The sequence below is a fragment of the Streptomyces rugosispiralis genome (assembly GCF_024505145.1).
Taxonomy (GTDB): Bacteria; Actinomycetota; Actinomycetes; order Streptomycetales; family Streptomycetaceae; genus Streptomyces; species Streptomyces rugosispiralis.
Genome location: NZ_JANIAA010000007.1, coordinates 86,105 through 111,974, shown reverse-complemented (window position 1 = coordinate 111,974; position 25,870 = coordinate 86,105). Strand labels below are relative to the sequence as shown.

Genomic DNA, 25,870 nt, shown 5'->3' with positions numbered 1-25,870 from the left:
GGCGTGGGCGCCGAGTAGATTCGGTGCCATGGCTCCACCTCCCCGCGTCCCCCGCCCAGCCCATGACGGCTCGGCGCCCGTACGCGTCCTCACCGTCGCCGGATCGGATTCCGGCGGCGGTGCGGGCATCCAGGCCGACCTGAAGACCATGCTGGCCCTGGGCGCCCACGGCATGAGCGTGATCACCGCGGTGACGGCGCAGAATTCCCTGGGCGTCCAGGGCGCCTGGGAGCTGCCCGCCGAGGCCGTACGGGCCCAGTTCCGCAGCGTGGCCGACGACATCGGCGTCCAGGCGGTCAAGACCGGCATGCTGGCGACCACCGAACTGGTCGAGACCGTCGCCGCGCTGCTCGCGGACCTCACCGCGCCGGTGGTCGTCGATCCGGTCGGCGTCTCCAAGCACGGTGACCCGCTGCTGGCCGCCGAGGCGCTCGACGCGGTCCGTACGAAGCTGCTGCCGACCGCGACCGTCGCCACGCCCAACCTGGACGAGGTGGCCCAGCTCACCGGCGTCCGCGTGGAGTCGGAGGAGGGCCAGCGACGGGCGGCCGGGGCGGTGCTGGGGCACGGCCCGCGGTGGGCGCTGATCAAGGGTGGCCATCTGCCCGCCGGCGACGCGGTGGATCTGCTCACCGACGGCACCGAGGAGCACTGGCTGCGGGCGCCGCGCCAGGAAAACCGCCATACGCACGGCACGGGGTGCACCCTCGCCGCGGCCATCGCCACGTATCTGGCGGGCGGCTACGAGGTCCCCGAGGCCGTCACGGCGGCCAAGGACTACGTGACGGGCGCCATCGTGGCGGGCTTCCCCCTGGGCGCGGGCATCGGCCCGGTCGACCACGGGTGGCTGTCGGAGCGGAACGGCTGAGAGCACGCGAAAGGCCGGTCCACGCCAAAGGTGGACCGGCCTGGGCGTACCGGATCCCGCTTGCGCGGGGAGGCCGAGCGACTAGACGACTAGCGCGAAACCTTGCCGGCCTTGATGCACGAGGTGCAGACGTTGAGCCGCTTCGGGGTGCGACCGACCACAGCGCGCACCGTCTGGATGTTGGGGTTCCAACGACGGCGGGTGCGGCGGTGCGAGTGCGAGATGTTGTTGCCGAAGCCCGGCCCCTTGCCGCAGACGTCGCAGTTGGCAGCCACGGGTTACTCCAAAGACGGGTCGCCCTCGCTTCCCGCGAGGAGACAGGACACTGAACGGATGCCCCGGACGTTGCCTGGATCGTGGAGGATCGGCGGCGCCTGGGGGAATGGCCCGATTCGCATCGGGCAACCGGAGCAGCATACAACGGCCACTCCCGTGCAACGAAACTATCATGGCTGCCCCGGCACCCGCCGAGGGCGGCGGCTACCCTGCGATGACGCGATGCCCACCCCGCCCCAGCAGCCTCCGAGGAGGATCTTTCGTGCCGCACACGCTCGACGCCGATGCGGTACGGACCTGGTGCGGGCTCGCCCTCGACGCGCTGGGCCGGGCCCGTGCGGACATCGACGCGATCAACGTCTATCCGGTCGCGGACGGGGACACCGGCACCAATCTGTATCTGACCGTCGAGTCCGCCGCCCGGGCCGTCGACGCCGCCTTCGACGGCCACGCGACCTCGGCCGCCGCGTCCCGCCCCGGCCTCGCCGACGTGGTGCGCGCCATGGCCCATGGCGCGCTGATCGGCGCGCGGGGCAACTCCGGCACGATCCTGGCGCAGCTGCTGCGCGGTATGGCGGACGTCCTGGCCGACGGCACGCCGGACGGGGGCTTGGACGGGGGCGAAGCCCTGGGTACGGGAGAGGGCCCGGCGGCACGAGAGGTTCCGGTGGCAGGAGAGTCCCCGGGCGCGGACGAGGCGGACGGGCTGCGGCGGGCGCTGCGGCGCGCGGTCGACCTCGCCTACCTGGCCGTCGCGCACCCCGTCGAAGGCACCGTCCTTACGGTCGCCGTGGCCGCCGCGGAGAGCGCGGAGCGCGCCACCGGCGACACCGCCACGGTGGCCCGCGCCGCGTACGAGGGCGCCCGTACGGCACTCCAGGCCACCCCCGGCCAGCTCGACGTCCTCGCCCGCGCGGGGGTGGTCGACGCGGGTGGCTACGGCCTGGTGACGGTCCTGGGCGGGCTCGCCCAGGCCCTGACGGGCGAGGCCCCCGCGGCGCTCGCGCCTACCCGCCCCGGCCGTGACGCCCTGGCGCCCGCCGGGACGGGCGGGCAGGACCTGGCGGGCTGCTCCACCGACGGCGCTCCGGACGGCGGGTCCGCCTTCGAGGTGATCTACCTCCTGGAGGCCGACGACACGGCCGTGACCGCTCTGAGGGAGCGGCTGGACGCCCTCGGCGACTCCCTGGTGGTCGTCGGCGGCGACGGCCTGTGGAACGTCCATGTCCATGTGGACGACGCGGGAGCGGCCGTGGAGGCGGGCATCCAGGCCGGGCGCCCGTACCGCATCCGGATCACACACTTCGGTGGCGCCGCCGTCCGTAAGGCGGGCTCGGGCGGTCCGGACCGCCCGAGCCCGGCCATCGTCCTGCCGGATCAGTCCGGCGCCCAGGGCCCCACGGGCGGTCCGCGCGGCGAGCCCGCGCCCCGTGCCGTGGTCGCCGTCGTCCCCGGCGACGGGCTGGCCGCGCTGTGCGCCGAGGCGGGCGCGACCGCGGTCGCCACCCGCCCCGGGGAGCCGCCCGCCAGCGGTGAGCTGGTGGACGCGGTCCGCCGGGCCCACGCCCGGGAGGTCGTGCTGCTGCCGAACGGCACCGAGCTGCACCACACGGCGGCCGCGGCCGCGGCCCAGGCCCGCGCCGAGGGCGTACGGGTCGCGGTGATCCCCACCCGCTCCGCCGTCCAGGGCATCGCCGCGCTCGCCGTCCACGAACCCGGCCGCAGCTTCGACGAGGACGTGGTCGCCATGACCTCGGCCGCGGGCGCCACCCGCTACGCGGAACTGGCCGTCGCCGAGCGCCAGTCCTGGACCATGGCCGGGGTGTGCCAGGCCGGGGACGTCCTGGGCATGATCGACGGCGATGTGGCGGTGATCGGCTCGGAGCTGGCCGGGACCGCCGAGACGGTGCTGGACCGGATGCTGGCGTCGGGCGGCGAGATGGTCACGCTGGTGCTCGGCGCGGGCCTTCCGGACGAGGTCGCCGAACGGCTGGAGCGCCATGTGCGGGAGGGGCACTTCGCCGTCGACACGGTCGTCTACCACGGCGGTCAGCCCACCGCGCCGCTGATCATAGGCATCGAATGAGCCCGGCGGCTGATCCCTGGACCACCCCCCGGAATCACCCCGCTCGTCATCCCCGATTGTCACCCCCGTGGTGTGCAATGGACGGGTGCCCGTGCTGGATGAACCCCTGAAGAAGGTCCTGGGCGGCAACACCGCGAAGGTGATGGCCGACCATCTCGACCTGCATACCGTCGGCGACCTGCTGCACCACTACCCGCGGCGGTACGCGGAGCGCGGTGAGCTGACCCGGCTGTCCGACCTGCCCCTGGACGAGCATGTGACCGTGGTGGCGCAGGTCGCCGACGCCCGGGTGCACACGTTCAACGGCGGCCGGGGCCGGCGGCTGGAGGTCACCATCACCGACGGCAGCGGCCGTCTCCAGCTGGTCTTCTTCGGCAAGGGCGTCCACAAGCCGCGTACGGAGCTCCAGCCCGGCACCCGCGCGATGTTCGCCGGGAAGGTCTCGGTCTTCAACCGCAAGCGGCAGCTGGCCCACCCGGAGTTCAAGACGCTGGGCGCGGGGAGCGGCGCGGAGGCCGTGGAGGCGTTCGCCAATCAGCTGCTGCCGTTGTACCCGGCGTGCAAGCAGATGGAGTCCTGGCAGATCCAGCAGGCCGTCGACACGGTGCTCGGCCCGGCCGGCCATGAGGAGTCCGCGCTGGCCGGGCTGATCGACCCGCTGCCCGAGAGCCTGCGCGAGGGCCGGGGGCTGACCACGCTCCCCGAGGCGCTGCGCAAGATCCACCGGCCGGGCACCAAGGCCGATATCGCGACGGCCCGGGACCGGCTGAAATGGGACGAGGCGTTCGTGCTGCAGGTGGCGCTGGCCCGGCGGCGGCAGGCCGACGCCCAACTGCCCGCGGTGCCCCGCAAGCCCGCCCCGGACGGGCTGCTGACCGCCTTCGACGCCCGGCTGCCGTTCACCCTCACCGAGGGCCAGCGCCGGGTCAGCGAGGAGATCTTCGCCGACCTCGCCACCGACCACCCCATGCACCGGCTGCTCCAGGGCGAGGTCGGCTCGGGCAAGACCATGGTCGCGCTGCGCGCGATGCTCGGCGTCGTGGACGCCGGGGGACAGGCGGCGATGCTCGCGCCCACCGAGGTGCTCGCCCAGCAGCACCACCGGTCGATCACCGAGATGATGGGCGAGCTGGCCGAGGGGGGAATGCTCGGGGGCGCGGAGCAGGGCACCAAGGTGGTGCTGCTCACCGGTTCCATGGGCGCCGCGGCCCGCCGTCAGGCGCTGCTGGACCTGGTCACCGGCGAGGCCGGGATCGTGATCGGCACCCATGCCCTGATCGAGGACAAGGTCCAGTTCCACGATCTGGGGCTGGTGGTCGTGGACGAGCAGCACCGCTTCGGGGTCGAGCAGCGCGACGCCCTGCGCTCCAAGGGCAAGCAGCCCCCGCATCTGCTGGTGATGACGGCCACCCCGATCCCGCGCACCGTCGCCATGACCGTCTTCGGCGACCTGGAGACCTCCGTCCTGGACCAGCTCCCTTCAGGCCGTTCCCCGATCGCCTCCCATGTGGTGCCGGCCAAGGACAAGCCGCACTTCCTGACCCGCGCCTGGGAGCGGGTGCGCGAGGAGGTGGCCGCCGGCCACCAGGGCTATGTGGTCTGCCCGCGGATCGGGGACGAGGAGGACGAGCCCAGGGCGGCGAAGGAGAAGAGCCCCGAGGACGAGGCCGAGAAGCGCCCGCCGCTGGCCGTCGTCGACGTCGCCGAGCAGCTGGTCAAGGGCCCGCTGAGCGGTCTGCGGGTGGAAGTGCTGCACGGGCGGATGCAGCCCGAGGCCAAGGACGACGTGATGCGCCGCTTCGCCGCGGGCGAGGTGGACGTCCTGGTCGCCACGACCGTCATCGAGGTCGGTGTGAACGTCCCCAACGCCACCGCCATGGTGATCATGGACGCCGACCGGTTCGGCGTCTCCCAGCTGCACCAGCTGCGCGGCCGCGTCGGCCGGGGCTCCGCCGCCGGGCTGTGTCTGCTGGTGACCGAGATGCCCGAGGGCAGCCCCGCCCGCGCCCGGCTGGGCGCGGTCGCGGCCACGCTCGACGGCTTCGAGCTGTCCCGGATCGACCTGGAGCAGCGCCGGGAGGGCGATGTGCTCGGCCAGGCCCAGTCCGGGGTCCGCTCCTCGCTGCGGGTGCTCGCCGTCATCGACGACGAGGAGGTCATCGCGGCGGCCCGGGAGGAGGCGGCCGCGATCGTCGCCGCCGACCCGGAGCTGGCCGGATACCCGCAGCTGCGCACCGCGCTGGACGCCCTGCTGGACAAGGAGCGCGCGGAGTTCCTCGACAAGGGCTGAGCCCGCGGAGTTCCTCGACAACGGCCGGGGTCGCGGGAGCGCCCGGCCACCGCGGGCCCCCGTACGCCATATCGTGGAGGTGCGGCGGCCCCGCCCGGACGGGCACCGGGCGCCGCTGCCCCGACCACCGCGAAGGACGGCCCCCACTCATGACCCGCGTGATCGCCGGAGCGGCCGGCGGCCGCCGCCTGGCCGTGCCGCCGGGAAACGGCACCCGACCCACCTCGGACCGGGCGCGCGAGGGCCTGTTCTCCACCTGGGAGTCGCTGCTCGGCTCGCTGGACGGGGTTCGCGTCCTGGATCTGTACGGCGGCTCAGGCGCGGTCGGCCTGGAGGCGCTGTCCCGCGGCGCGGCCCACACGCTGCTGGTCGAGTCCGACCCGCGGGCGGCCCGCACGATCCGTCAGAACGTCCGCACCCTCGGTCTGCCCGGCGCCGAGCTGCGCACCGGCAAGGCCGAACAGACCATCGCCGGACAGGCCCCCGACACCGGCCCGTACGACGTCGTTTTCCTGGATCCGCCCTACGCGGTCACCGACGCCCAACTCCAGGAGATACTCCTCACACTCCTGGGGAAGGGCTGGCTCGCGCCCGGTGCGCTGGCCACCGTTGAGCGCAGCACACGAGGTGGGGAGTTCGTGTGGCCTGCCGGATTCGAGGGGCTCCGGGCCCGTCGCTACGGCGAGGGCACGCTTTGGTACGGTCGCGCCGCCTCGACGTGCGAGAACGCGTCATGACCGGACCCGAGAGCGAGGAACTTCCGTTGCGCCGCGCAGTCTGTCCGGGGTCGTTCGACCCCGTCACCAATGGACACCTCGACATCATCGCCCGTGCCTCCAAGCTCTATGACGTCGTGCACGTAGCCGTGATGATCAACAAGTCGAAGCAGGGCCTGTTCACGGTGGACGAGCGGATCGATCTCCTCCGCCAGACCACCGAGGAGTACGGCAACGTCAAGGTGGAGGCGTTCCACGGCCTCCTGGTGGACTTCTGCAAGCAGCGGGACATCCCCGCGATCGTCAAGGGGCTGCGGGCCGTCAGCGACTTCGACTACGAGTTGCAGATGGCCCAGATGAACAACGGCCTCTCCGGCGTGGAGACGCTGTTCGTGCCCACCAACCCCACCTACAGCTTCCTCTCCTCCAGCCTGGTCAAGGAGGTCGCGGCCTGGGGCGGCGACGTCTCCCACCTGGTGCCCCCGCTGGTCCTGGAGGCGCTCGCCGAGCGGCTCGGCCGGAAGTAGCGGCTGACGGGGCGTCAGCGGCTGTCCGGGAGGCGCCCGCTGGCCGTACAGTCGTCCCGTTCGTCTCCGTATCCATCCGCATCCAGACAGTCTGCGAGCACCCACAGTGGACGTGCAGAAGAAGCTCGACGAGATCGTCGATACCGTCGGCGGCGCCCGGTCCATGCCCATGTCGGCCTCGTGCGTGATCAACCGCGCCGAGCTGCTCGCCATGCTCGAAGAGGTGCGCGCGGCACTCCCGGACTCCCTGGCCCACGCCCAGGAGCTGATCGGCGGCCGCGACCAGATGGTCGAGGACGCCCACCGGGAGGCAGGGCGGATCATCGAGTCCGCGCACACCCAGCGCGCCTCGCTGATCTCGGACACCGAGCTGGTGCGGAAGTCCCAGGAGGAGGCCGACCGGATCCTCGCCGAGGCCCGCCGGGAGGCCGAGGAGATCCGCCTCGAGGCCGACGACTACGTGGACAGCAAGCTGGCCAACTTCGAGGTCGTGCTCACCAAGACCATCGGCTCGGTCGACCGCGGCCGGGAGAAGCTGCTCGGCCGCGCCCCCGGCGCCGAGGACGGCCTCGGGCAGCCCGAAGAGGGCCCGGAGCGCAGCGCCGACCCGGCCACCCTGCGGCACCGCGCGGACGAGTACGTGGACACCAAGCTGGGGGCCGTCTCGGCGGTCCTCGCCAAGACCCTGGAGGCGGTCGGCCGGGGCCGCCAGAAGCTGCTCGGGGCCCGGCCGGCCGATGAGCTCGGGGCCCATATGGCGGCCCAGGACGAGGCCGGCATGGCCCTGCGGACCACGGACGACGACTATCTGGCGGACCTGGCCCAGTCCCAGGCCGACCTCGTCCAGCCCGTCGCCCCGCCCGACCAGGCGGCCGCCGACGCCGCGTACTACGCCGCCACCGCGGGCTACCAGCAGCAGGACGCGTACGGCTACCAGCAGGCGTACGTCCAGCAGGACCCGTACGCCGCGCAGGGCGGCTACCAGCAGGACACCTACGCCGCCTGGCAGCAGCAGGCCCAGGCCCAGGGCTACGATCCGAACGCGGCCTACGTGCCCCAGCAGCCCCAGCAGCCGCCCCAGCACCATCAGCAGCAGCCGGGCGCCGCACTCGACGAGACCAGCCTGTTCGACACGAGCATGATCGACCTCGATCAGCTCCGCCAGTACGAGCAGGGCCGCTAGTCCCGCTCCCCACCGGGCCGCGAGAACCCCTTCCCCACCGGGCGGATTGGGTCTACGGCGGCCCGTCCAGTATCCTGGCTCTTCGGTCGCGCGTACGTCCGCGATCTCGGCTGCCCGTTTCGTAGCGGATGTTCGGGTGGCCCGCCGCAGCGTAGAAAGCAGGAAGCCCTGAACGCCCGCCTCGACCACCGTGCCCCTCTCGTGTTCGACACGCGCGAGCTGGGCCGTCGTCCCGGTGCGCTCAAAAGGCTCTCCCGCTCGGTGGTGGCGCCCAAGGGCCTCGGCATCGAGGTCATCGGGGTGCGGGAGGGCGTGACGATCGAGCTGGACCTCCGCCTGGAGTCGGTCATGGAAGGGGTGCTTGTCACAGGCACCGCCCGTGCGCCGCTCACGGGGGAGTGCGTAAGGTGTCTGGAGCCGCTGGAGCGAGAGCTCGAAGTGGACTTCCAGGAGATGTACTCCTACCCCGACGCCGACGACCGGAGCCGCGAAGCGGATACCGGCGACGACGCCGAGGAGGAGGACATGCTCTTCCTCGAGGCCGACCTGTTCGACCTCGAGCCCGTGCTGCGCGACGCGGTGGTGCTCGCACTGCCGCTGCAGCCGGTGTGCCGGGAGGACTGCCCGGGGCTGTGCGCCGATTGCGGTGCCCCGCTCGCGGACGACCCCGACCACCACCACGAGTCCGCCGACATCCGTTGGGCGGCACTGCAGGGACTCGCCGAGGCCATGAGGGACGGCGAGAAGGACAACGCACCCCGCGAGCGCGGGGATGACTCACAGGAGAAGTAGCCGTGGCTGTTCCGAAGCGGAAGATGTCGCGCAGCAACACGCGCCACCGCCGGTCGCAGTGGAAGGCTGCGGTCCCCAACCTGGTGGCGTGCGAGCGCTGCCACGAGCCGAAGCAGCAGCACATCGCGTGCCCGAGCTGCGGCACCTACAACCGCCGCCAGGTCCTCGAGGTCTGATCGGCGGGTGACAGGCTCTATGTCAGACGCCACCACGCCCCCGCGCAAGCGCGGTGAAGCGGCCCAGGCGGACACGGCCTCGTCTCACACGATCCTGGAAGGGCGGCTCGGGTACCAGCTCGAGTCCGCCCTTCTGGTGCGTGCGCTGACCCATCGCTCCTTCGCGTACGAGAACGGCGGGCTGCCCACCAACGAGCGGCTGGAATTCCTCGGGGATTCGGTGCTCGGCCTGGTGGTCACCGACACGCTGTACCGCATCCACCCCGACCTGCCCGAAGGCCAGCTGGCCAAGTTGCGGGCCGCGGTGGTCAACTCGCGTGCGCTCGCGGAGGTGGGCCGCGGCCTCGACCTCGGCGCCTTCATCCGGCTCGGCCGGGGCGAAGAGGGCACCGGTGGCAGGGACAAGGCTTCCATCCTCGCCGACACCCTTGAAGCGGTGATCGGCGCTGTCTATCTCGACCGGGGGCTCGACGCCGCCGCGGAGCTGGTCCACCGGCTCTTCGACCCGCTGATCGAGAAGTCCTCGAACCTCGGCGCCGGCCTGGACTGGAAGACCAGCCTCCAGGAACTGACCGCCACCGAGGGCCTCGGGGTCCCCGAGTACCTGGTCTCCGAGACCGGTCCCGACCACGAGAAGACCTTCACGGCTGCCGCCCGCGTCGGTGGTGTCGCGTACGGCACCGGCACCGGCCGCAGCAAGAAGGAAGCCGAGCAGCAGGCGGCCGAGGCCGCCTGGCGCGCCATCCGCGCGGCTGCCGACGAGGCCCAGGCGAAGGCCGAGGCGGCCGACGCCGGAACCGCGGGCACGGCGGCGGACGGCGGAGCCGCCGCCGACACGGCCTCCCCGGCACGCTGATCGGCCTTCCACCCGTACCGTCCATCACATCCGTAACGCCTCTCACCGCCCCCGGGCGGACGGCCCGCCCGGGCCGTTCCGCCCGGGGGCGGTGAGGGCTCGAAGGCTTGAGGAGGCCCCGTTGCCCGAGCTGCCCGAGGTCGAGGTGGTCCGCCGCGGACTGGAGCGCTGGGTCAGCGGCCGTACGGTCGCCGAGGTCCAGGTGCTGCACCCCCGCGCGGTTCGCCGTCATCTCGGCGGCGCGGAGGACTTCGCGGCCCGGCTCCGGGGCCGCCGCGCCGGAACCGTCCGCCGCCGCGGCAAGTACCTGTGGCTGCCGTTCGACGACGGCGTCCCCGCCGAGTCCGTCCTGGCCCATCTCGGGATGAGCGGGCAGCTGCTGGTCCAGCCGGCCGAGGCCCCCGACGAGAAGCATCTGCGGGTCCGGGTCCGCTTCGCCGACGACGCGGGCACCGAGCTGCGCTTCGTCGACCAGCGCACCTTCGGCGGGCTCTCGCTGCACGACACCGTCCCCGGCGACCTGGAGGGGCTGCCGGGCGTCATCGCGCACATCGCCCGCGACCCGCTGGACCCCGCCTTCGACGAGGCCGCCTTCCACCTCGCGCTGCGCCGCCGCCGCACCACGATCAAGCGCGCACTGCTGGACCAGTCGCTGATCAGCGGGGTCGGCAACATCTACGCCGACGAGGCGCTGTGGCGTGCCCGGCTGCACTACGACCGGCCCACGGCCACCCTGACCCGGCCGCGCGCCGCCGAACTCCTGGACCATGTGCGCGAGGTGATGACCGCCGCGCTTGCCGTCGGCGGCACCAGCTTCGACAGCCTCTATGTGAACGTGAACGGCGAGTCGGGGTACTTCGAGCGCTCCCTGGACGCCTACGGCCGGGAGGACGAGCCGTGCCGCCGCTGCGGCACCGCGATGCGCCGCCGCCCCTGGATGAACCGCTCGAGCTACTTCTGCCCGCGCTGTCAGCGCCCGCCGCGCCCGGCCACCGCGGCGTCCCGCGCGGCCGCCGCCTCGCCGCTCCCGACGCGCGTGGTGTCGTAGCGCTCCTGGGCCGTCAGCACCTCGGGCATCCGGTCCTCGACCAGATGGATGAGGGCCAGCAGCCGCTCGGCGACCGCGCTGCCCAGCGGGGTCAGCCGGTAGTCCACCCGGGGCGGGTTGGTCGGCTGCGCCTCGCGGTGCACCAGACCGTCGCGCTCCAGGGCGTGCAGCGTCTGGGACAGCATCTTCTCGCTGACGCCGTCGACCCGCCGCCGCAGCTCGTTGAAGCGGAAGGTGCCGTCGTGGAGCGCGCCCAGGATGAGGCCGCCCCATTTGCCGGTGACGTGCTCCAGCGTGCCGCGTGAGGGGCAGGCGCGGGCGAACACGTCGAAGGCCAGGTTCTCCGCGTCCACCGTGGTGGACGCCCCGCCAGTGCGTTCACTGTCCATACCCACACCATACGCGCACTCAGCGCTGACTCCAGGGTCGCGCTTTCGGCTGGTGAGTGTGCTGCTCGTGCGGGCAAGTGAAAGCCCGGGGCGCTTTCGTACCCCCCGGGCTTTCACAGGTAGCCGGATGCGGGGCCCGCTCGGAGGCTCCCGCTCAGTGGCTCAGTAGCCGAAGTCCTGGGTCCACCACGGGCCGCCGTCGCCGAAGTGCGCGCCGACGCCCAGTCGCTTGAACGAGCAGTTGAGGATGTTGGCGCGATGGCCGGAGCTGCTCATCCACGAGTCCATCACGGACTGCGCGTCCGACTGGCCGCGGGCGATGTTCTCCCCGCCCAGGTCCAGGATGCCCGCGCTCTCGGCGCGCTCCCACGGGCTGTCGCCGTCGGGGTTGATGTGGTCGAAGAACTGGCGCAGGGACATGTCCTCGCTGAAGTCCTCGGCCAGCTGGGCGAGTTTGGAGTCGGCCGTCACGGGGGCACAGCCGACCTTCTCGCGCTCTTTGTTGACGAGGGTGAGGACTTCGGCCTCCGAGGCGGTCTCGGGGCCGGCCGACGCCGCCGGGGGCTCGGGCGCGGTCGGCTCCGTCGAGGGCTTCTGGGACGGCTTGCCGTGCCCGCCGCCGTTCGCGCCGCCCTTGCCGTTGCTGTTGTCGCTTCCCTTGCCCTGGCCGTTTCCACCGGGCCGGTCGTTCCCGGAGGGCGCGGAGGACCCCGGCTGCTCCGGCGGGGTGGTGGAGGGCGTCTCAGAGGGCTTGGAGGGAGTTGTGGAGGGTGCGTGAGGGCGGTCGTCACCACGGCTGGGCGGCACCGTGGTGCGATCGGTGGGGGCCGCGGACTGCGAGCCCTGTGTCTCCAGGCCGGAGTCCGAGGGACCGCCCGCCTGGACCTGTCCGGCGGAGTCATTGCCCCCGCCGAGTTCGTAGCCGTTCGGACCGAGTCCGGAGGCCATCGCCACGGCACCGACCGCGACAGCGGCGGACACGCCCAACAGTCCGGTCCGGACCGGAGCGAGGGGGCTCCGGTGCGGTCCCCGGTGGCGGCCTGCGGCGGCCACCTCCGCCGGGGTACCGGGGGCAGATCGTCGATGGCGGCCCATCTCCTGCCTTCCTTGTGTGCTCGGCATCAAAAGTCGCTCGAAATGTGTCACTCGTGTGCGCGAGTCATGTATCACTCGTGTGGGTGAGTCCTGTTGAGCCGGGACTGTACGCCATTTGGGCCCCAACGCGCCTGCCCACTGGGCAATTCGATGGTTTAGCGGCTGCTCGGGCGGGGGGTTAGCGTGCGCATATGAACGAAAGAGTCCGCCTCACCGTGTGGGTACGCGGCCGCGTACAGGGCGTCGGCTTCCGCTGGTACACCCGGGCCAACGCGCTGCGCATCGGGGAACTCGTCGGCTTTGCCTCCAACCTCGCCGACGGGCGGGTGCAGGTGGTCGCGGAGGGTCCGCGTGCGGAATGCGAACAATTGCTCGAATGGCTCCGGGACGGCGACACGCCCGGGAAAGTCGAGGGAATCACCGAGATCTGGGACACACCGCGGGGTGGCTACGACGCCTTCGAGATCCGTTGATCAACTCATTGGAGGCACCCTCCGCGGCCCCCTCTGACCACGCCTTCCCTGCGCACGGTGAGCAGAAATCGGCTGATGGTTGCCAACGGGGCCGCTCCATGGAAGGCTGCGGAGTCACGAAAGATCCCCGACCGCGATGGGGTCATCTGGAGAGGAGCGGCGGTGTTCGCCGCGAGTGTGCTCTCGCCCCCTGCGGGCCCGTCGGCGTGTGATCGTGTTGACCCTCAAACCAATTGGTGAGACGCTGGAAGCCCCGCGCACCTTAACTGTTTGCCGCGTAGCACGGTAGTAATTCGGCAGGCATCGCGGGTGCAAATCCCTCACGACCCACACCGCTTCGGTCGGTCACTCAGTGTGGAGGACCATCCATCATGGCAAAGGCGCTTCTCGGTTACGTCGGCGGTTCCGACCCCCGAGTCCTCGCCGAGATGCGACGGCTTCAGCAGCGCGTCCAGGACCTCGAATCCGAACTCGTGCGGATTCAGGCCGAGAACGACGCGCTGTCCGCCGCCGCTCGTCACGGCGACTCGCTGCTCGAAAGCATCGACGTATCCCAGGCGGAGCCTGCGCTCGCCTGACCCAGCCCCAGGGCCGGTCGGGCTGCATCGTCAGCCGCTTGAGAATCCTCAAGGGACGCTTCGGCGTCCCTTCGTCGTGTCCCCAGTGTGCCTCCGAGCCACCCTTACCGACTGATGTGCCCCTCTCTCCCAGCGGTGAAACCGATCATTGCTGAAACGGAGAAAAAGCCGGGACGGGTGCGCCGCGCCACCGTCATGGGACGGTGCCGGAGGAAGTGCGGCGGGTAGAGTCCAAAGGCGTGCATCTCAAGAGCCTGACCCTGCGAGGGTTCAAATCCTTCGCCTCCGCCACGACGCTCCGGTTCGAGCCGGGCATCACCTGCGTCGTCGGCCCCAATGGCTCGGGCAAGTCCAATGTCGTGGACGCCCTTTCCTGGGTCATGGGCGAACAGGGTGCCAAGTCCCTGCGCGGCGGCAAGATGGAGGACGTCATCTTCGCCGGGACCACCGGCCGTCCCCCACTCGGCCGCGCCGAGGTCTCGCTCACCATCGACAACGCGGATGGCGCGCTGCCCATCGACTACGCCGAAGTCACCATCACGCGGATCATGTTCCGCAACGGCGGCAGCGAGTACCAGCTCAACGGGGACACCTGCCGGCTGCTGGACATCCAGGAGCTGCTCTCCGACTCCGGCATCGGCCGTGAGATGCACGTCATCGTCGGGCAGGGCCAGCTCGACGGGGTGCTGCACGCCGACCCGACCGGCCGCCGCGCCTTTATCGAGGAGGCCGCGGGCGTCCTCAAGCACCGCAAGCGCAAGGAGAAGGCGCTGCGGAAGCTGGACGCGATGCAGGCCAACCTCGCCCGCGTCCAGGACCTCACCGACGAGCTGCGCCGCCAGCTCAAGCCGCTTGGCCGGCAGGCCGCGGTGGCCCGGCGGGCCGCGGTCATCCAGGCCGATCTGCGCGACGCCCGGCTGCGGCTGCTCGCCGACGACCTGGTGACCCTGCGCGAGGCGCTGCGTGCCGAGGTCGCCGACGAGGCCGAGCTCAAGCGCCGTAAGGAGACCGCGGAGGCCGAGCTGCGGACCGCCCAGCAGCGCGAGGCGGCGCTGGAGGAGCAGGTGCGGCGGCTCGCGCCCCGGCTCCGGGACGCCCAGCAGACCTGGTACGAGCTCTCGCAGCTCGCCGAGCGGGTGCGCGGCACGATCAGCCTGGCCGAAGCCCGGGTCAAGAGCGCCACCTCCGCCCCCGGGGAGGAGCGGCGCGGCCGCGACCCCGAGGACATGGAGCGCGAGGCGGCCCGCATCCGGGAGCAGGAGGCCGAACTGGAGGCCGCCCTGGAGGCGGCGAGCCGGGCGCTGGACGACACCGTGGCGCACCGGGCCGAGCTCGAGCGGAGCCTGGCCGAGGAGGAGCGCCGGCTCAAGGACGTGGCCCGTGCCATCGCCGACCGCCGCGAAGGGCTCGCCCGGCTCCAGGGCCAGGTGAACGCCGCCCGCGGCCGGGCCGGTTCGGCCCACGCCGAGATCGAGCGGCTGGCCGCGTCCCGTGACGAGGCACAGACCCGGGCGGTCGCCGCGCAGGAGGAGTACGAGCAGCTCAAGGCGGAGGTCGACGGACTCGACGCGGACGACGTGGAGTTGGCGGAGCGCCACGAGGCCGCGAAGCACGAGCTGGCCGAGGCGGAGGCGGCGCTGAGCGCGGCCCGCGAGGCGGCGACGGCCGCCGAACGCGAGCGCGCCGCGACCTCCGCCCGGCATGACGCCCTCGCCCTCGGCCTGCGCCGTAAGGACGGCACGGGCGCCCTTATGGCCGCCGCCGACCGTCTCGGCGGACTCCTGGGCCCCGCCGCCGAACTCCTCACCGTGACCCCGGGCTTCGAGGTCCCGGTCGCCACGGCCCTGGGCGCCGCCGCCGACGCGATCGCCGTCAGTGGCCCCCATGCGGCCGCCGAGGCGATCCGCCTCCTCCGCGCCGACGACGCCGGACGCGCCGCCCTCCTGCTGACGACGCCGGACGCCGAGGGCGGGGAGCCCTCGTCGGCCAACCTCGTGGGGCCGTCGTCCGCCGCGCCGGAGCCGGGCAGCTCCGGCGAACCCGCGCCGGGCGGCGGCGCCCTTGTGCCGGGCACGCGCGCCGAGGGGGCTGCGCCGAGCGAGCCGGGCCAGGGGGCCGGGCCGCGATCGGTGGCCACCCCAGCGGCGCCCGGCGCTCTCGTCCCCCGGTTCGAGCCGGGCGGGGCGGCGGGCGCGGATGCCGAAACGCCCATGGCCGGGGCTGGTTCCCCGGCTGCCACGCCCACGCCGGAGGGCTACACCGGGGGCTCCACCGGGACGGCTGACGGCGCCGCCGCCGTGCCCGGCACGCGGTCCCCGGACGGTCCGTTGGCCGAGTCCTCGGGATCCGATGAGGGCTCTTGGCCGGGTGACGCGTCGGAGCCCGGCGGTCCGGGCGCGCCGCAGGCCGTCGCCGATGCCGCGGGGGCGTCTCCGGGCGCGGCTCATGGTGCCGCCGCCGTGCCCGGCACGCGGGTGCCGGGTGCCGACTCCGCGCGCCGGGACGACGCGGAAGCCGCGAGCGAGGGGCGCGAGCCCCTTACGGCGGACGACGGTTCCCCGGCCGCCGTCGAGACCGGGACCACGGTCGTGACCGAGTCCGGGGCCACGGTGGTGACCGAGTCCGGTACCACGGTCGCGACCGAGTCCGGTGCCACGGCGGCCGAGTCCGGGGCCACGGTCGCCGCCGCCGGTGGGGCGTCCGCGGCGGCCGTTTCCGCGCGGGTGCCGCAGCCCGCCGGGGGAGAGGCGGCCGTATCGAGGGCAGTGCCCGGGGACGAGCCGGGCGGGAAGGCCGCGGCCGTCGAAGCGTTGCCGCGGGTGGCGGATCTGGTGGCCGGGCCCGCGGCGCTGTTGCCCGCCGTAAGGCGGTTGCTCGACGGCATGGTCGTGGTCGAGAGCCTGGAGGAGGCGGAGGAACTCCTCGCGCGGCGGCCGGAGTTGACGGCCGTGACCGCCGAGGGCGATCTGCTCGGGGCGCACTTCGCGCAGGGCGGTTCCGCCGGGGCGCCCACGCTGCTGGAGGTGCAGGCGTCCGTCGACGAGGCCGCGGCCGAGCTCGAGCGGCTCGCCGTACGGTGCGAGGAGCTGGCCCGGGCGCAGCGCGCGGCGCAGGAGCGGCGGGCCGAGTGCCTGGCGCTCGTCGAGGAACTCGCGGGCCGCCGGAGCGCGGCGGACCGGGAGAAGTCGCGGGTCGCGCAGTCGCTGGGCCGGCTGGCCGGACAGGCGCGCGGGGCCGCCGGGGAGGCCGAGCGGAGCACCGCGGCCGTCGCCAGGGCCGAGGAGGCGCTGGAGCGGGCGACCGAGGAGGCCGAGGAGCTCGCCGAGCGGCTGGCCGTGGCGGAGGAGGAGCCGGGCGAGGAGGAGCCCGACACCTCCGTACGCGACCGGCTGGCGGCCGACGGCGCCAACGCCCGGCAGACCGAGATGGAGGCGCGGCTCCAGGTCCGTACGCATGAGGAGCGCGTCAAGGGGCTCGCGGGGCGGGCCGACGCGCTCGACCGGGGCGCACGCGCCGAGCGCGAGGCCCGGGCACGCGCCGAGCAGCGGCGCGCCCGGCTGCGCCACGAGGCCGAGGTGGCCTCCGCGGTGGCCTCCGGCGCCCGCCAGCTGCTGGCGCATGTCGAGGTGTCGCTGGTACGGGCCGAGCGGGAGCGGGACGCCGCGGAGCGCGCCAAGGCCGAGCGCGAGCGGGAGCTGGACGCCGCCCGCGGCCAGGGGCGTGACCTCAAGAGCGAGCTGGACAAGCTGACCGACTCGGTGCACCGGGGCGAGGTGCTGGGCGCCGAGAAGCGGATGCGGATCGAGCAGCTGGAGACCAAGGCGCTGGAGGAGCTGGGCGTCGAACCGGCCGGGCTGATCGCCGAATACGGCCCCGACCAGCTCGTCCCGCCGTCGCTTCCTGCGGAAGGGGAGGTGCTGCCGGAGACTGCATCCGATAGCGGCTCCGCCGCGGGGGAGCATCCGCGCAACCAGCCGGTGCGGTACGTCAGAGCGCAGCAGGAGAAGCGGCTGAAGGCCGCGGAGCGCGCGTACCAGCAGCTCGGCAAGGTCAACCCGCTGGCGCTGGAGGAGTTCGCGGCGCTGGAGGAGCGGCATCAGTTCCTGAGCGAGCAGCTGGAGGACCTCAAGAAGACCCGGGCCGATCTCCTCCAGGTGGTCAAGGAGGTCGACGAGCGGGTCGAGCAGGTCTTCACGGAGGCGTACCGGGACACCGCGCGCGAGTTCGAGGGCGTCTTCTCGCGGCTGTTCCCGGGCGGGGAAGGGCGGCTGGTGCTGACCGACCCGGAGAACATGCTGACCACGGGCGTGGATGTGGAGGCCCGGCCGCCGGGCAAGAAGGTCAAGCGGCTGTCGCTGCTGTCGGGCGGTGAGCGCTCGCTGACCGCCGTGGCCCTGCTGGTGTCGATCTTCAAGGCGCGGCCGAGCCCGTTCTATGTGATGGACGAGGTCGAGGCGGCGCTCGACGACACCAATCTGCAGCGGCTGATCCGGATCATGCAGGAGCTCCAGGAGGCATCCCAGCTGATCGTGATCACCCACCAGAAGCGGACGATGGAGGTCGCCGACGCGCTGTACGGCGTCTCCATGCAGGGTGACGGCGTCTCGAAGGTCATCAGCCAGCGCCTGCGGTGAACGTTTCAATACTTGAAGTCAAGACTTATGCCCGCGTGTCGGCTTGCTGGAGTGATTTCTTCGTCACACCCTATTGACTTCGAAACTTGAAGGAATAGTCTCTGCAACGTTGCTTTTACCTTCAAGTGGTGGTCGACATCTCAGCCGCGACCGCTGGAAGGGCCAGCCGTCCCCCCACGTCCGGCGCCGTTGCCGGGCGGGCGTCAGGAGTTCACGTTGTCCACCACCGTGCAGGCACAGGGAGCCGAGGGCCGCAAGGCCCAGCCGGATCACCTCGGCCACGTCATCTTCATCACCGCAGCCGCCGCGATGGGCGGCTTTCTCTTCGGCTACGACAGCTCGGTGATCAACGGAGCGGTCGAAGCCATCCGCGGCAAGTACGACATCGGCTCCGCGGCCCTCGCCCAGGTCGTGGCCATCGCCCTGATCGGTTCGGCCATCGGTGCCGCCACCGCGGGCCGGATAGCCGACCGGATCGGCCGGATCCGCGTCATGCAGATCGCCGCCGCCCTCTTCACGATCAGCGCGGTCGGCTCGGCACTGCCCTTCTCGCTGTGGGACCTGGCCTTCTGGCGGGTGCTCGGCGGCGTCGGCATCGGCATGGCCTCGGTGATCGGCCCGGCCTACATCGCCGAGGTCGCCCCGCCCGCCTACCGTGGCCGGCTCGCCTCGTTCCAGCAGGCCGCGATCGTCGTCGGCATCGCCATCTCCCAGCTCGTCAACTGGGGCATCCTCAACCTCGCCGACGGCGACCAGCGCGGGAAGATCGCGGGCCTGGAGGCATGGCAGTGGATGCTCGGCGTCATGATCATCCCCGCTGTCCTCTACGGACTGCTGTCCTTCGCCATCCCCGAGTCGCCCCGCTTCCTGATCTCCGCCGGCCGCACCGCCCAGGCCAAGAAGGTCCTGGAGGAGGTCGAGGGCAAGACCGTGGACCTCGATGTGCGGGTCGCCGAGATCGACCAGGCCATGCGCAGTGAGGAGAGGTCGACCTTCAAGGACCTCCTCGGCGGCCGGTTCGGTCTGCTGCCCATCGTCTGGATCGGCATCGGGCTCTCGGTCTTCCAGCAGCTCGTCGGCATCAACGTGGCGTTCTACTACTCCTCGACGCTGTGGCAGTCCGTCGGCGTCGACCCGAGCAGCTCGTTCTTCTACTCCTTCACCACGTCGATCATCAACATCCTCGGCACCGTGATCGCGATGATCTTCGTCGACCGGATCGGCCGCAAGCCGCTCGCGCTCATCGGCTCCGTGGGCATGGCCATCTCCCTGGCCCTGGTGGCCTGGGCCTTCTCGGCGCATCTGGTGGACGGCAAGCTGCCGCACGCGGAGGGTGTCCTGGCGCTGATCGCGGCCCACGCCTTCGTGCTCTTCTTCGCCCTCTCGTGGGGTGTGGTGGTCTGGGTCCTGCTCGGTGAGATGTTCCCGAACAAGATCCGCGCCGCCGCCCTCGGCGTCGCCGCCTCCGCCCAGTGGATCGCCAACTGGGCCATCACCGCCAGCTTCCCGAGCCTGTCGGACTGGAACCTGTCGGGTACGTACATCATGTACACGGCCTTCGCCCTGCTCTCGATCCCGTTCATCCTCAAGTGGGTGCCGGAGACCAAGGGCAAGGCGTTGGAGGAGATGGGCTAACCCCCCCGCCGCCCACTCCTCGCACAGGAGAACTGCCCCGCCTCAGCCCTTGAGGCGGGGCAGCACTCGTTCCGCGAACAGCCGCAGGGACCGCCAGCCCTCCTCGACCGGCATCCCGCCGCACAGCGGATGGAGCACCAGGCTCGCCATCTCGCCGCCCTCCTCCGCCAGCGCCACGCACTCCTCCGGGGTGACGACGCGGTAGACGCCCTCACGGCGCAGCGCCGCCACGTCATCGGCCCGTGAACGCACCGCCGAGCGCACGGTGCCCCGCTGCCAGGACGCGTACCTGCGCGCCTCGTACAGCAGATGATCGCCGTACTCCTCCCAGGCCCGGTCCGGGTCCTCGGACAGATGCAGCAGCGGGGTGGCCGCCGGGGGCATCAGGCACCAGCCCTCGGTGCCGTACTCCGCCCGCCGCGCGTGGTAGTACGCCTCCAGCTCCGGCAGATGCGCGCTGGGGAAGAACGGCAGGCCCAGGCGGGCCGCGCGACGCGCCGCCGCCTGGGAGCTGCCGCCGATCAGCAGCGGCGGATGCGGCCGGGTGTACGGGCGCGGGGTGATCCGGACGGTGCGGCCCCGGTGCTCGAAGGGCTCGCCCGTCCAGGCCGCGAGCAGCGTCTCCAGCGCCTCGTCCTGGAGCGCGCCGCGCCGCTTCCAGTCCGTGCCCAGGGCCGCGTACTCCTCCGGCCGGTAGCCGATCCCCGCCACCGTGATCAGCCGCCCGCCACTGGCCAGATCCAGCACGGCGAGGTCCTCGGCGAGCCGCAGCGGGTCGTACAGCGGCGCGATCAGCGCCGAGACGGTGACGGTGATCCGGCGGGTGGCGCCCAGCAGCGTGCCCGCGAAGGCCAGCGGGGCGGGCAGCCAGTTGTCGGGGGACCCGTGGTGCTCCTCGGTCTGGAGGGTGGAGACGCCCCGTTCATCGGCGAAGGCCGCCATCTCCAGCGCGGCGCGGTACCGCTCGGACAGGCCGCGCGGGGTCGCGTCGGGATCGACGAGGTTGAGGCGTACGACCGTGACGGGCATGCGGATGTCCTCCTTCGTCATGGGACGCGGCAGCCGGACCGTAGCTGACGGGCCGTCAAATAGCCATCTCCATGGCCCGTTCGGCCCACCACACGGGCACGGCCGGGGCGGATGACTCATGTGCCTGGGACGCGGGGCGGCCGATGGTGAGGGCCGGCCCGCCCCATGGGCCGCAGCCCGCACACACCAACTGAGGAGGGGCGCGTGACGATCAGCACGGGGGAATCGCTCATCACCGCGGCCGACATCGACGATCTCATCACCCGGGTCCGGCAGACCGCCGGCGACCCCGGACCCCTGGAATCCGCCAAGGCCACGCTCTTCTCCGGCGACTGCGACTGCGACGGCGACTGCGACGGCGACTGTGGCAACGCCGCCACCCGCCCCGACCCCGAGGCCGCGCGGCTCATCCGGCAGCGGCTGCTGGTGACCGCACTCCGCCACGGGGGCGCGCTGCTGGCCAAGCTGCTCAGCCGGCTCAGCCCCCGCGAGACCGCCATGGTGCGCCGCTACGCCCACCGGCTCGCGAACTTCCTCGACACGCTGGAGGTCTGGGCGGCGCAGCCCATCATGCTCGCCCTGACGCGCATCGGACTGCCTTACGGAGAGGCGGAGACGATCGCCGTGGCCGTACTGCTGCTCGTGGGGTGAGCGCCCGATCCCGCCACCTATGGAAACGGGGGTGCTAGGAGGTCACCGGTTCGGGTGGGCCGGGGCATCCGCGCACTTCACGGCCGCGGTGGCGGGTAGTGCTCGGGGCGAGACACAAGGAGAACGACCATGCGCCCTACCCGAATCCGCACGGCGATCGCCCTCGGCCTGAGCGCCGGGGCCGTCGTGTGGACCGCGGCCGCCTCCCCCGCCACCGCCTCCTCCCTCGCCGCCACGTCCGCCGACACCGACTGGCGGGAGGCGGGGCACTTCGACACCACCGCGGCCTGCAAGCGCGCGGGCAGGACCGGTGCCGAACGGCACAAGTGGGGCGAGTACAAGTGCCGCCCCGGCCGCAACGACAACTACGTCACGCTGTGGGTCAGAGGCGGCGGCTCCGGTGCGGCGCGTGCCCTGACCGCCGGGTCGGCCGCCGGTTGAGATGCGACAGGCCGCACTGCCGAAGGACCGCGCCGTGCGCGCCGCGGGCGGGGTCTCGGCACTGATCGTGGTGGTCCTGGCCGGATGGGTGGCCGGGCTGCTGCGGGTGAACGACGAGTGGCTCGCGCTCGCCTACCCCCACCCCCGGGGCGCCACCGTGCTGACCAGGGTCGCCGTGGGCGTCCCGGTGCTGGGGGTCGGCGTGCTGCTGCTCGCCGAGCGCTCGGCCCGGCGCTACGGCGGCGTCCTGCTGGTGGCCGGCGGCCTGTGGCTGCTGCCCTCGGCCGCCGCCGGACTGCTGGGCCTGGCCGACCTGGGCACCACGGGTGCCGTGCTGTCCCTGCTGCTCGCCGCCGCCAAGATGGCCTGCCGCCCGCTGACCGTACTGCTGCTGCCGCTGTGGCTGTTCCCCCGGGGCGGGCGTCGTCGTTGGCAGTGGTGGGTGATCAGCCTGGGCGCGTCCGGCTACTGGCTGGGGTACGCGGGGCTGTGGCTGATCAGCGAGCCCCGGGTGGGCGCCGTGGCCAACCCGGCGTTCTCCACCGCGAGCGGCCAGTGGGCCTTCGACCACCTCGACGCCTACACCGAGGCCGAACCCTGGGTGCTGTGCGGCGTCGCCGCGGCCGTGACCGCCGCCCTGTGCTGCCGCGCCGCCCTCTCGCGCGGCGCCGAGCGACGCGACTGGGCGCTGCTGGCCGCCGCCTACCCCGCCTGCGTCTCGCTCCTGCTGTCCCAGTGGGGCGAGGGCGTGCCCACCATCGTGGCCCGTACGGTCGGCAGCGCCGTATGGGCCGCCGCGATCTGCCTCGGCGTCGCCCGCACCGGCATATGGCGGCTGGACCGCTCCACCAGCCATCGCCTCGCCCGTGCCTTCGTGCTCACCTCGCTGGCCGCCGTAGTGGTCTGCGCGGTCGTCGCCGTCCAGGCCGGACTCCCCTCCGTACGCAGCGGGGCCACGACCATCACCGCCGGATGCGCCCTGGTGCTGGGCTGGGGGCTGCGGCCCAGCGCCCGCAAGCTCACCCTCTGCGTCGAGCGCGCCTTCTACGGGCCCCGGGCCCGCCCGCACGAAGCCGTGAGCGCCCTCGCCGTACGGCTGCAACAGGCCCCGCACCCCGGCGAGGTGCCCCAGCAGATCTGCCGTAGCGCCGTGGAGGACCTCGGCGTCTCGGGCGCCGCCGTCAGCGTCGACACCCGCGCCGGGCCCCGGCGGCTGGCCGCCGCGGGGGCCCCGCTGACCGGCGCGGTCCAGACGTTCCTGCTGCGCCACCACGGCCGTACCGTCGGCCGGTTGGAGGTCTCCCGGGACGGCTCCGGCACCCCGGCCGAACGCGACAGCGGACTGCTCTCCCTCCTCGCCGACCAGGCCGCCCCCGCGCTCGCCGCGCTGCGCCTGGCCGAGGAGGCCCAGGCCGCCCGTGAGCGCCTGGTGCTCGCCCGCGAACAGGAGCGACGTCGGCTGCGCCGGGAGATCCACGACGGACTCGGCCCCCAACTGGCCGCCGTAAGGCTGCGCCTGGACATCGCGCAGACCTCCTGCCCGCCCGGCCACCCCGCCACCCCGCAACTGTGCGAGGCCGCCGAGACGCTCGCCGAGGCCCTGGTCGAGGTCCGGCGGATCACCGCGGGCCTCGCCCCGGCCGCGCTGGCCGACCGCGGACTCGCCGGTGCGGTCCGCGACCTGGCGCACCGGCTGGGCGTCGACGGCCTGCGGGTCGGCGTGGCCAGCCGCCCCGCCGCACTGCCCGCGCTGTCGCCGGGCGTGGAGACGGCCGCGTACCGGATCGCGGCGGAGTCGCTGACCAACGCCGTACGGCACGCGCGGGCGCGCCAGGTGAGCGTCGAGCTGACCGCGGGCCCGGACACCCTCGAGGTCAAGGTCACCGACGACGGCAGCGGCCTGCGCGAGACCGCGGTGCCCGGGGTGGGCCTCGCCTCGGTCACCGAACGGGCCGAGGAGATCGGTGGCTCCTGCTCGGTGACCGGATCGGCGACCGGCACGGTGGTCCACGCGGTGCTGCCCCTCGCCGGACCGGGCGAACACGGCAACCCGGAGGAGCGCCGGAAGCCCACGGGCCACGAGGCCTGCCGGGCCCTCCTCAAGACGAGCCGATCGATGAGCCGGGCGCCGTAAGGCCTTCGCGCCCCGGCGGGGGCACCTCCCAGCGGTAGCCGGGGGAGAACCGGGCCTCGAAGAAGAAAGGCGAGCGAAGCGTGTCGCAGTGGAGGGTGTTGCTGGTGGACGATCACCCCCTCTTCCGGGAGGGCTTGGCCGCCGCCGTCAATCTCGATGACGCGTTCACCGTCGTCGGCCAGGCGGCCTGCGCGGACGGGGCGATGGCCGAGGCCGTGCGCACCGGTCCGGATCTGGTGATGATGGATCTCGCGCTGCCTGGCCGGTCCGGGCTGGAGGCGACCCGGCGGATCCTGTGCGATCACCCCGAGATCCGGGTGCTGGTCATGACGATGTCGGAGGACGACGACAGTCTGCTGGCCGCCTTGCGCGCCGGGGCCCGCGGCTATCTCCTCAAGGGCGCGGGGCGGGACGAGATCCTGCGCGCCCTGCACACCGTGGCGCGCGGCGGCGCGGTCTTCAGCCCGCGGATGGCCGAGCGGCTCGGGGCGCTGGTCGGCGCGTCGGGCTCGGCGTCCGCGAAGGAGGCGTTCCCGACGCTGACCGCCCGGGAGCTGGAGGTGCTGGATCTGCTCGCGGCCGGGCTCGGCTATCGCCAGATCGCCCAGCGGCTGGTGGTGACCGACAAGACGGTGCGCAATCACGTCGGATCGATCTTCGCCAAGCTCCAGGTGCGCGACCGTGCCCAGGCGATCGTGCGCGCCCGGCGGGCCGGGCTGGGAGGCGAATGACTCGCTCCCCCTCGTGGCTGATACTGGGGGGCGTTATGGAATACCTCATCCTTGCCGTAGTCATCGCTGTGGTCGCGGTCGCCGCGATCAGCGGGCTCGTGATCAGCGGCCGCAAGAAGAAGCGGCTGCCCCCGCCCCCGCCGAGCAGCCCCACCGTCACCGCGCCGCCCGCCGAACCGCACGTCGGCGAGGAGGCCGAAACCCCGCGTGAGGAACCACGCAGAACCATCGAGGAGGTGGACCTTCCGGGGGGAGCGTCCCCGGCCGCGACCGCGGAGGCACCCGCGCCCGAGGTCCCGCCGATCGAGGTCCCGGAGCCGACCGCCGGCCGGCTGGTCCGGCTGCGCGCCCGGCTGTCCCGCTCCCAGAACACCCTGGGCAAGGGGCTGCTGACGCTGCTGTCCCGGGAGCACCTCGACGACGAGACCTGGGAGGAGGTCGAGGACACGCTGCTGACCGCGGACGTCGGTGTGGCGCCGACCCAGGAACTGGTCGAGCGGCTGCGGGAGCGCGTCAAGGTGCTCGGCACCCGTACGCCCGACGAGCTGCGCGGTCTGCTGCGCGAGGAGCTGCTGCACCTCATCGGCACCGAGGCCGACCGTTCCGTGCACACCGAGAGCGGTATCGGCGCGAACGGTGAGGAGAAGCCGGGCGTCGTCATGGTCGTCGGCGTCAATGGCACCGGTAAGACGACCACGACCGGCAAGCTGGCCCGGGTGCTCGTCGCCGACGGCAAGTCGGTGGTGCTCGGCGCGGCCGACACCTTCCGCGCGGCCGCCGCCGATCAGCTGCAGACCTGGGGCGAGCGGGTCGGTGCCCGTACGGTACGGGGGCCGGAGGCCGGCGATCCGGCGTCGGTCGCCTTCGACGCGGTGAAGGAGGGCATCGCCGAGAGCGCGGATGTCGTCCTTATCGACACCGCCGGGCGGCTGCACACCAAGACCGGTCTGATGGACGAGCTGGGCAAGGTCAAGCGGGTCGTGGAGAAGCACGGCGCGGTGGACGAGGTGCTGCTGGTCCTGGACGCCACGACCGGGCAGAACGGCCTGGTGCAGGCGCGGGTGTTCGCCGAGGTGGTGGACATCACCGGCATCGTGCTGACCAAGCTGGACGGCACCGCCAAGGGCGGCATCGTGGTGGCGGTCCAGCGTGAGCTGAACGTCCCGGTCAAGCTGGTGGGCCTGGGCGAGGGCGCGGACGATCTCGCGCCGTTCGAGCCGGAGGCGTTCGTCGACGCGCTGATCGGCGGCTGAGGCCGGTGG

22 protein-coding genes and 1 pseudogene are annotated in these 25,870 nt (G+C 72.8%); 19 read left to right on the top strand and 4 right to left on the bottom strand.

What is annotated here, in order from left to right:
* Positions 1–28: 28 nt before the first annotated feature.
* A complete protein-coding gene (gene thiD, locus NP777_RS14350) occupies positions 29–868 on the top strand; it encodes a bifunctional hydroxymethylpyrimidine kinase/phosphomethylpyrimidine kinase (protein ID WP_256650531.1) in 840 nt (279 codons plus the stop codon).
* A gap of 164 nt (positions 869–1,032) precedes the next feature.
* On the opposite strand, the pseudogene rpmB reads toward thiD, so the two are convergent.
* Positions 1,033–1,143: pseudogene (rpmB, locus tag NP777_RS48805) on the bottom strand (50S ribosomal protein L28); the annotation flags it as partial.
* A gap of 215 nt (positions 1,144–1,358) precedes the next feature.
* Between rpmB and NP777_RS14340 the strand changes: the two are divergent.
* From NP777_RS14340 to mutM, 9 genes are all read left to right on the top strand, one after another.
* Positions 1,359–3,230 carry a DAK2 domain-containing protein gene (locus NP777_RS14340; protein ID WP_256650675.1) on the top strand — a complete coding sequence of 624 codons (1,872 nt, stop codon included), beginning with the start codon at positions 1,359–1,361 and terminating at the stop codon, positions 3,228–3,230.
* Positions 3,231–3,372: 142 nt separating this feature from the next.
* Positions 3,373–5,520: an ATP-dependent DNA helicase RecG gene (gene recG, locus NP777_RS14335; protein WP_256650674.1), complete on the top strand. Its 2,148-nt coding sequence runs from the start codon at positions 3,373–3,375 to the stop codon at positions 5,518–5,520.
* Between the two features lie 149 nt (positions 5,521–5,669).
* On the top strand, positions 5,670–6,257 hold the full coding sequence (gene rsmD / locus NP777_RS14330) for a 16S rRNA (guanine(966)-N(2))-methyltransferase RsmD (RefSeq protein WP_256650530.1): 588 nt from the start codon (positions 5,670–5,672) through the stop codon (positions 6,255–6,257).
* Entirely contained in the window at positions 6,254–6,763 is a 510-nt protein-coding gene (gene coaD, locus NP777_RS14325; RefSeq protein ID WP_198277455.1) for a pantetheine-phosphate adenylyltransferase, read from the top strand. The genes rsmD and coaD overlap by 4 nt, the downstream gene beginning before the upstream one ends.
* A gap of 106 nt (positions 6,764–6,869) precedes the next feature.
* Positions 6,870–7,946: a cell division initiation protein gene (locus NP777_RS14320; protein ID WP_256650529.1), complete on the top strand. Its 1,077-nt coding sequence runs from the start codon at positions 6,870–6,872 to the stop codon at positions 7,944–7,946.
* Positions 7,947–8,147: 201 nt separating this feature from the next.
* Entirely contained in the window at positions 8,148–8,738 is a 591-nt protein-coding gene (locus tag NP777_RS14315) for a YceD family protein (protein WP_256650528.1), read from the top strand.
* Positions 8,739–8,740: 2 nt separating this feature from the next.
* Positions 8,741–8,914: a 50S ribosomal protein L32 gene (rpmF, locus tag NP777_RS14310; RefSeq protein ID WP_037948573.1), complete on the top strand. Its 174-nt coding sequence runs from the start codon at positions 8,741–8,743 to the stop codon at positions 8,912–8,914.
* 19 nt (positions 8,915–8,933) lie between these two features.
* The gene (gene rnc, locus NP777_RS14305) at positions 8,934–9,770 is read left to right on the top strand and encodes a ribonuclease III (RefSeq protein ID WP_256650527.1); all 837 of its coding nucleotides are present in this window, start codon (positions 8,934–8,936) and stop codon (positions 9,768–9,770) included.
* A 121-nt stretch (positions 9,771–9,891) separates the two neighbouring features.
* Positions 9,892–10,818, top strand: coding sequence for a bifunctional DNA-formamidopyrimidine glycosylase/DNA-(apurinic or apyrimidinic site) lyase (mutM, locus tag NP777_RS14300; protein ID WP_256650526.1), 927 nt, complete (start codon positions 9,892–9,894; stop codon positions 10,816–10,818).
* Here the strand turns inward: mutM and NP777_RS14295 are convergent.
* Both NP777_RS14295 and NP777_RS14290 read right to left on the bottom strand, forming a co-directional pair.
* Positions 10,740–11,207 carry a winged helix-turn-helix transcriptional regulator gene (locus NP777_RS14295; RefSeq protein WP_256650525.1) on the bottom strand — a complete coding sequence of 156 codons (468 nt, stop codon included), beginning with the start codon at positions 11,205–11,207 and terminating at the stop codon, positions 10,740–10,742. The two genes, mutM and NP777_RS14295, sit on opposite strands and share 79 nt — an antisense overlap.
* A gap of 162 nt (positions 11,208–11,369) precedes the next feature.
* Complete coding sequence (locus NP777_RS14290; protein ID WP_391858508.1) at positions 11,370–12,302, bottom strand: CAP domain-containing protein; 933 nt, start codon at positions 12,300–12,302, stop codon at positions 11,370–11,372.
* A 191-nt stretch (positions 12,303–12,493) separates the two neighbouring features.
* Between NP777_RS14290 and NP777_RS14285 the strand changes: the two genes are divergently transcribed.
* The 4 genes from NP777_RS14285 (at position 12,494) to NP777_RS14270 (ending at position 19,622) form a co-directional block, all read left to right on the top strand.
* On the top strand, positions 12,494–12,775 hold the full coding sequence (locus NP777_RS14285; protein WP_256650523.1) for an acylphosphatase: 282 nt from the start codon (positions 12,494–12,496) through the stop codon (positions 12,773–12,775).
* A gap of 371 nt (positions 12,776–13,146) precedes the next feature.
* The gene (locus NP777_RS14280) at positions 13,147–13,353 is read left to right on the top strand and encodes a hypothetical protein (protein WP_055547295.1); all 207 of its coding nucleotides are present in this window, start codon (positions 13,147–13,149) and stop codon (positions 13,351–13,353) included.
* 239 nt (positions 13,354–13,592) lie between these two features.
* A complete protein-coding gene (locus tag NP777_RS14275) occupies positions 13,593–17,987 on the top strand; it encodes an AAA family ATPase (protein WP_256650522.1) in 4,395 nt (1,464 codons plus the stop codon).
* Positions 17,988–18,203: 216 nt separating this feature from the next.
* Positions 18,204–19,622, top strand: coding sequence for a sugar porter family MFS transporter (locus NP777_RS14270; RefSeq protein ID WP_256650521.1), 1,419 nt, complete (start codon positions 18,204–18,206; stop codon positions 19,620–19,622).
* Between the two features lie 42 nt (positions 19,623–19,664).
* On the opposite strand, the gene NP777_RS14265 is transcribed toward NP777_RS14270, so the two are convergent.
* Entirely contained in the window at positions 19,665–20,651 is a 987-nt protein-coding gene (locus NP777_RS14265) for an LLM class flavin-dependent oxidoreductase (protein ID WP_256650520.1), read from the bottom strand.
* A gap of 204 nt (positions 20,652–20,855) precedes the next feature.
* Between NP777_RS14265 and NP777_RS14260 the strand changes: the two genes are divergently transcribed.
* The 5 genes from NP777_RS14260 (at position 20,856) to ftsY (ending at position 25,861) form a co-directional block, all read left to right on the top strand.
* Positions 20,856–21,302, top strand: coding sequence for a hypothetical protein (locus NP777_RS14260; RefSeq protein ID WP_256650519.1), 447 nt, complete (start codon positions 20,856–20,858; stop codon positions 21,300–21,302).
* Between the two features lie 129 nt (positions 21,303–21,431).
* Positions 21,432–21,743, top strand: a complete 312-nt coding sequence (locus NP777_RS14255; RefSeq protein WP_256650518.1) for a hypothetical protein — start codon at positions 21,432–21,434, stop codon at positions 21,741–21,743.
* Position 21,744: 1 nt separating this feature from the next.
* On the top strand, positions 21,745–23,877 hold the full coding sequence (locus tag NP777_RS14250) for a sensor histidine kinase (protein ID WP_256650517.1): 2,133 nt from the start codon (positions 21,745–21,747) through the stop codon (positions 23,875–23,877).
* Between the two features lie 104 nt (positions 23,878–23,981).
* Complete coding sequence (locus tag NP777_RS14245; protein WP_256650516.1) at positions 23,982–24,608, top strand: response regulator; 627 nt, start codon at positions 23,982–23,984, stop codon at positions 24,606–24,608.
* A gap of 35 nt (positions 24,609–24,643) precedes the next feature.
* Positions 24,644–25,861, top strand: a complete 1,218-nt coding sequence (gene ftsY / locus NP777_RS14240) for a signal recognition particle-docking protein FtsY (protein WP_256650515.1) — start codon at positions 24,644–24,646, stop codon at positions 25,859–25,861.
* The last annotated feature ends 9 nt before the right edge of the window (positions 25,862–25,870 follow it).

Coding starts and splice junctions, on each gene's coding strand:
- thiD (WP_256650531.1), top strand. CDS start 29: ATGGCTCCACCTCCCCGCGTCCCCCGCCCAGCCCATGACGGCTCGGCG.
- NP777_RS14340 (WP_256650675.1), top strand. CDS start 1,359: ATGACGCGATGCCCACCCCGCCCCAGCAGCCTCCGAGGAGGATCTTTC.
- recG (WP_256650674.1), top strand. CDS start 3,373: ATGGCCGACCATCTCGACCTGCATACCGTCGGCGACCTGCTGCACCAC.
- rsmD (WP_256650530.1), top strand. CDS start 5,670: ATGACCCGCGTGATCGCCGGAGCGGCCGGCGGCCGCCGCCTGGCCGTG.
- coaD (WP_198277455.1), top strand. CDS start 6,254: ATGACCGGACCCGAGAGCGAGGAACTTCCGTTGCGCCGCGCAGTCTGT.
- rnc (WP_256650527.1), top strand. CDS start 8,934: ATGTCAGACGCCACCACGCCCCCGCGCAAGCGCGGTGAAGCGGCCCAG.
- NP777_RS14295 (WP_256650525.1), bottom strand. CDS start 11,207: ATGGACAGTGAACGCACTGGCGGGGCGTCCACCACGGTGGACGCGGAG.
- NP777_RS14290 (WP_391858508.1), bottom strand. CDS start 12,302: ATGGGCCGCCATCGACGATCTGCCCCCGGTACCCCGGCGGAGGTGGCC.
- NP777_RS14285 (WP_256650523.1), top strand. CDS start 12,494: ATGAACGAAAGAGTCCGCCTCACCGTGTGGGTACGCGGCCGCGTACAG.
- NP777_RS14280 (WP_055547295.1), top strand. CDS start 13,147: ATGGCAAAGGCGCTTCTCGGTTACGTCGGCGGTTCCGACCCCCGAGTC.
- NP777_RS14265 (WP_256650520.1), bottom strand. CDS start 20,651: ATGCCCGTCACGGTCGTACGCCTCAACCTCGTCGATCCCGACGCGACC.
- NP777_RS14255 (WP_256650518.1), top strand. CDS start 21,432: ATGCGCCCTACCCGAATCCGCACGGCGATCGCCCTCGGCCTGAGCGCC.
- NP777_RS14250 (WP_256650517.1), top strand. CDS start 21,745: ATGCGACAGGCCGCACTGCCGAAGGACCGCGCCGTGCGCGCCGCGGGC.
- ftsY (WP_256650515.1), top strand. CDS start 24,644: ATGGAATACCTCATCCTTGCCGTAGTCATCGCTGTGGTCGCGGTCGCC.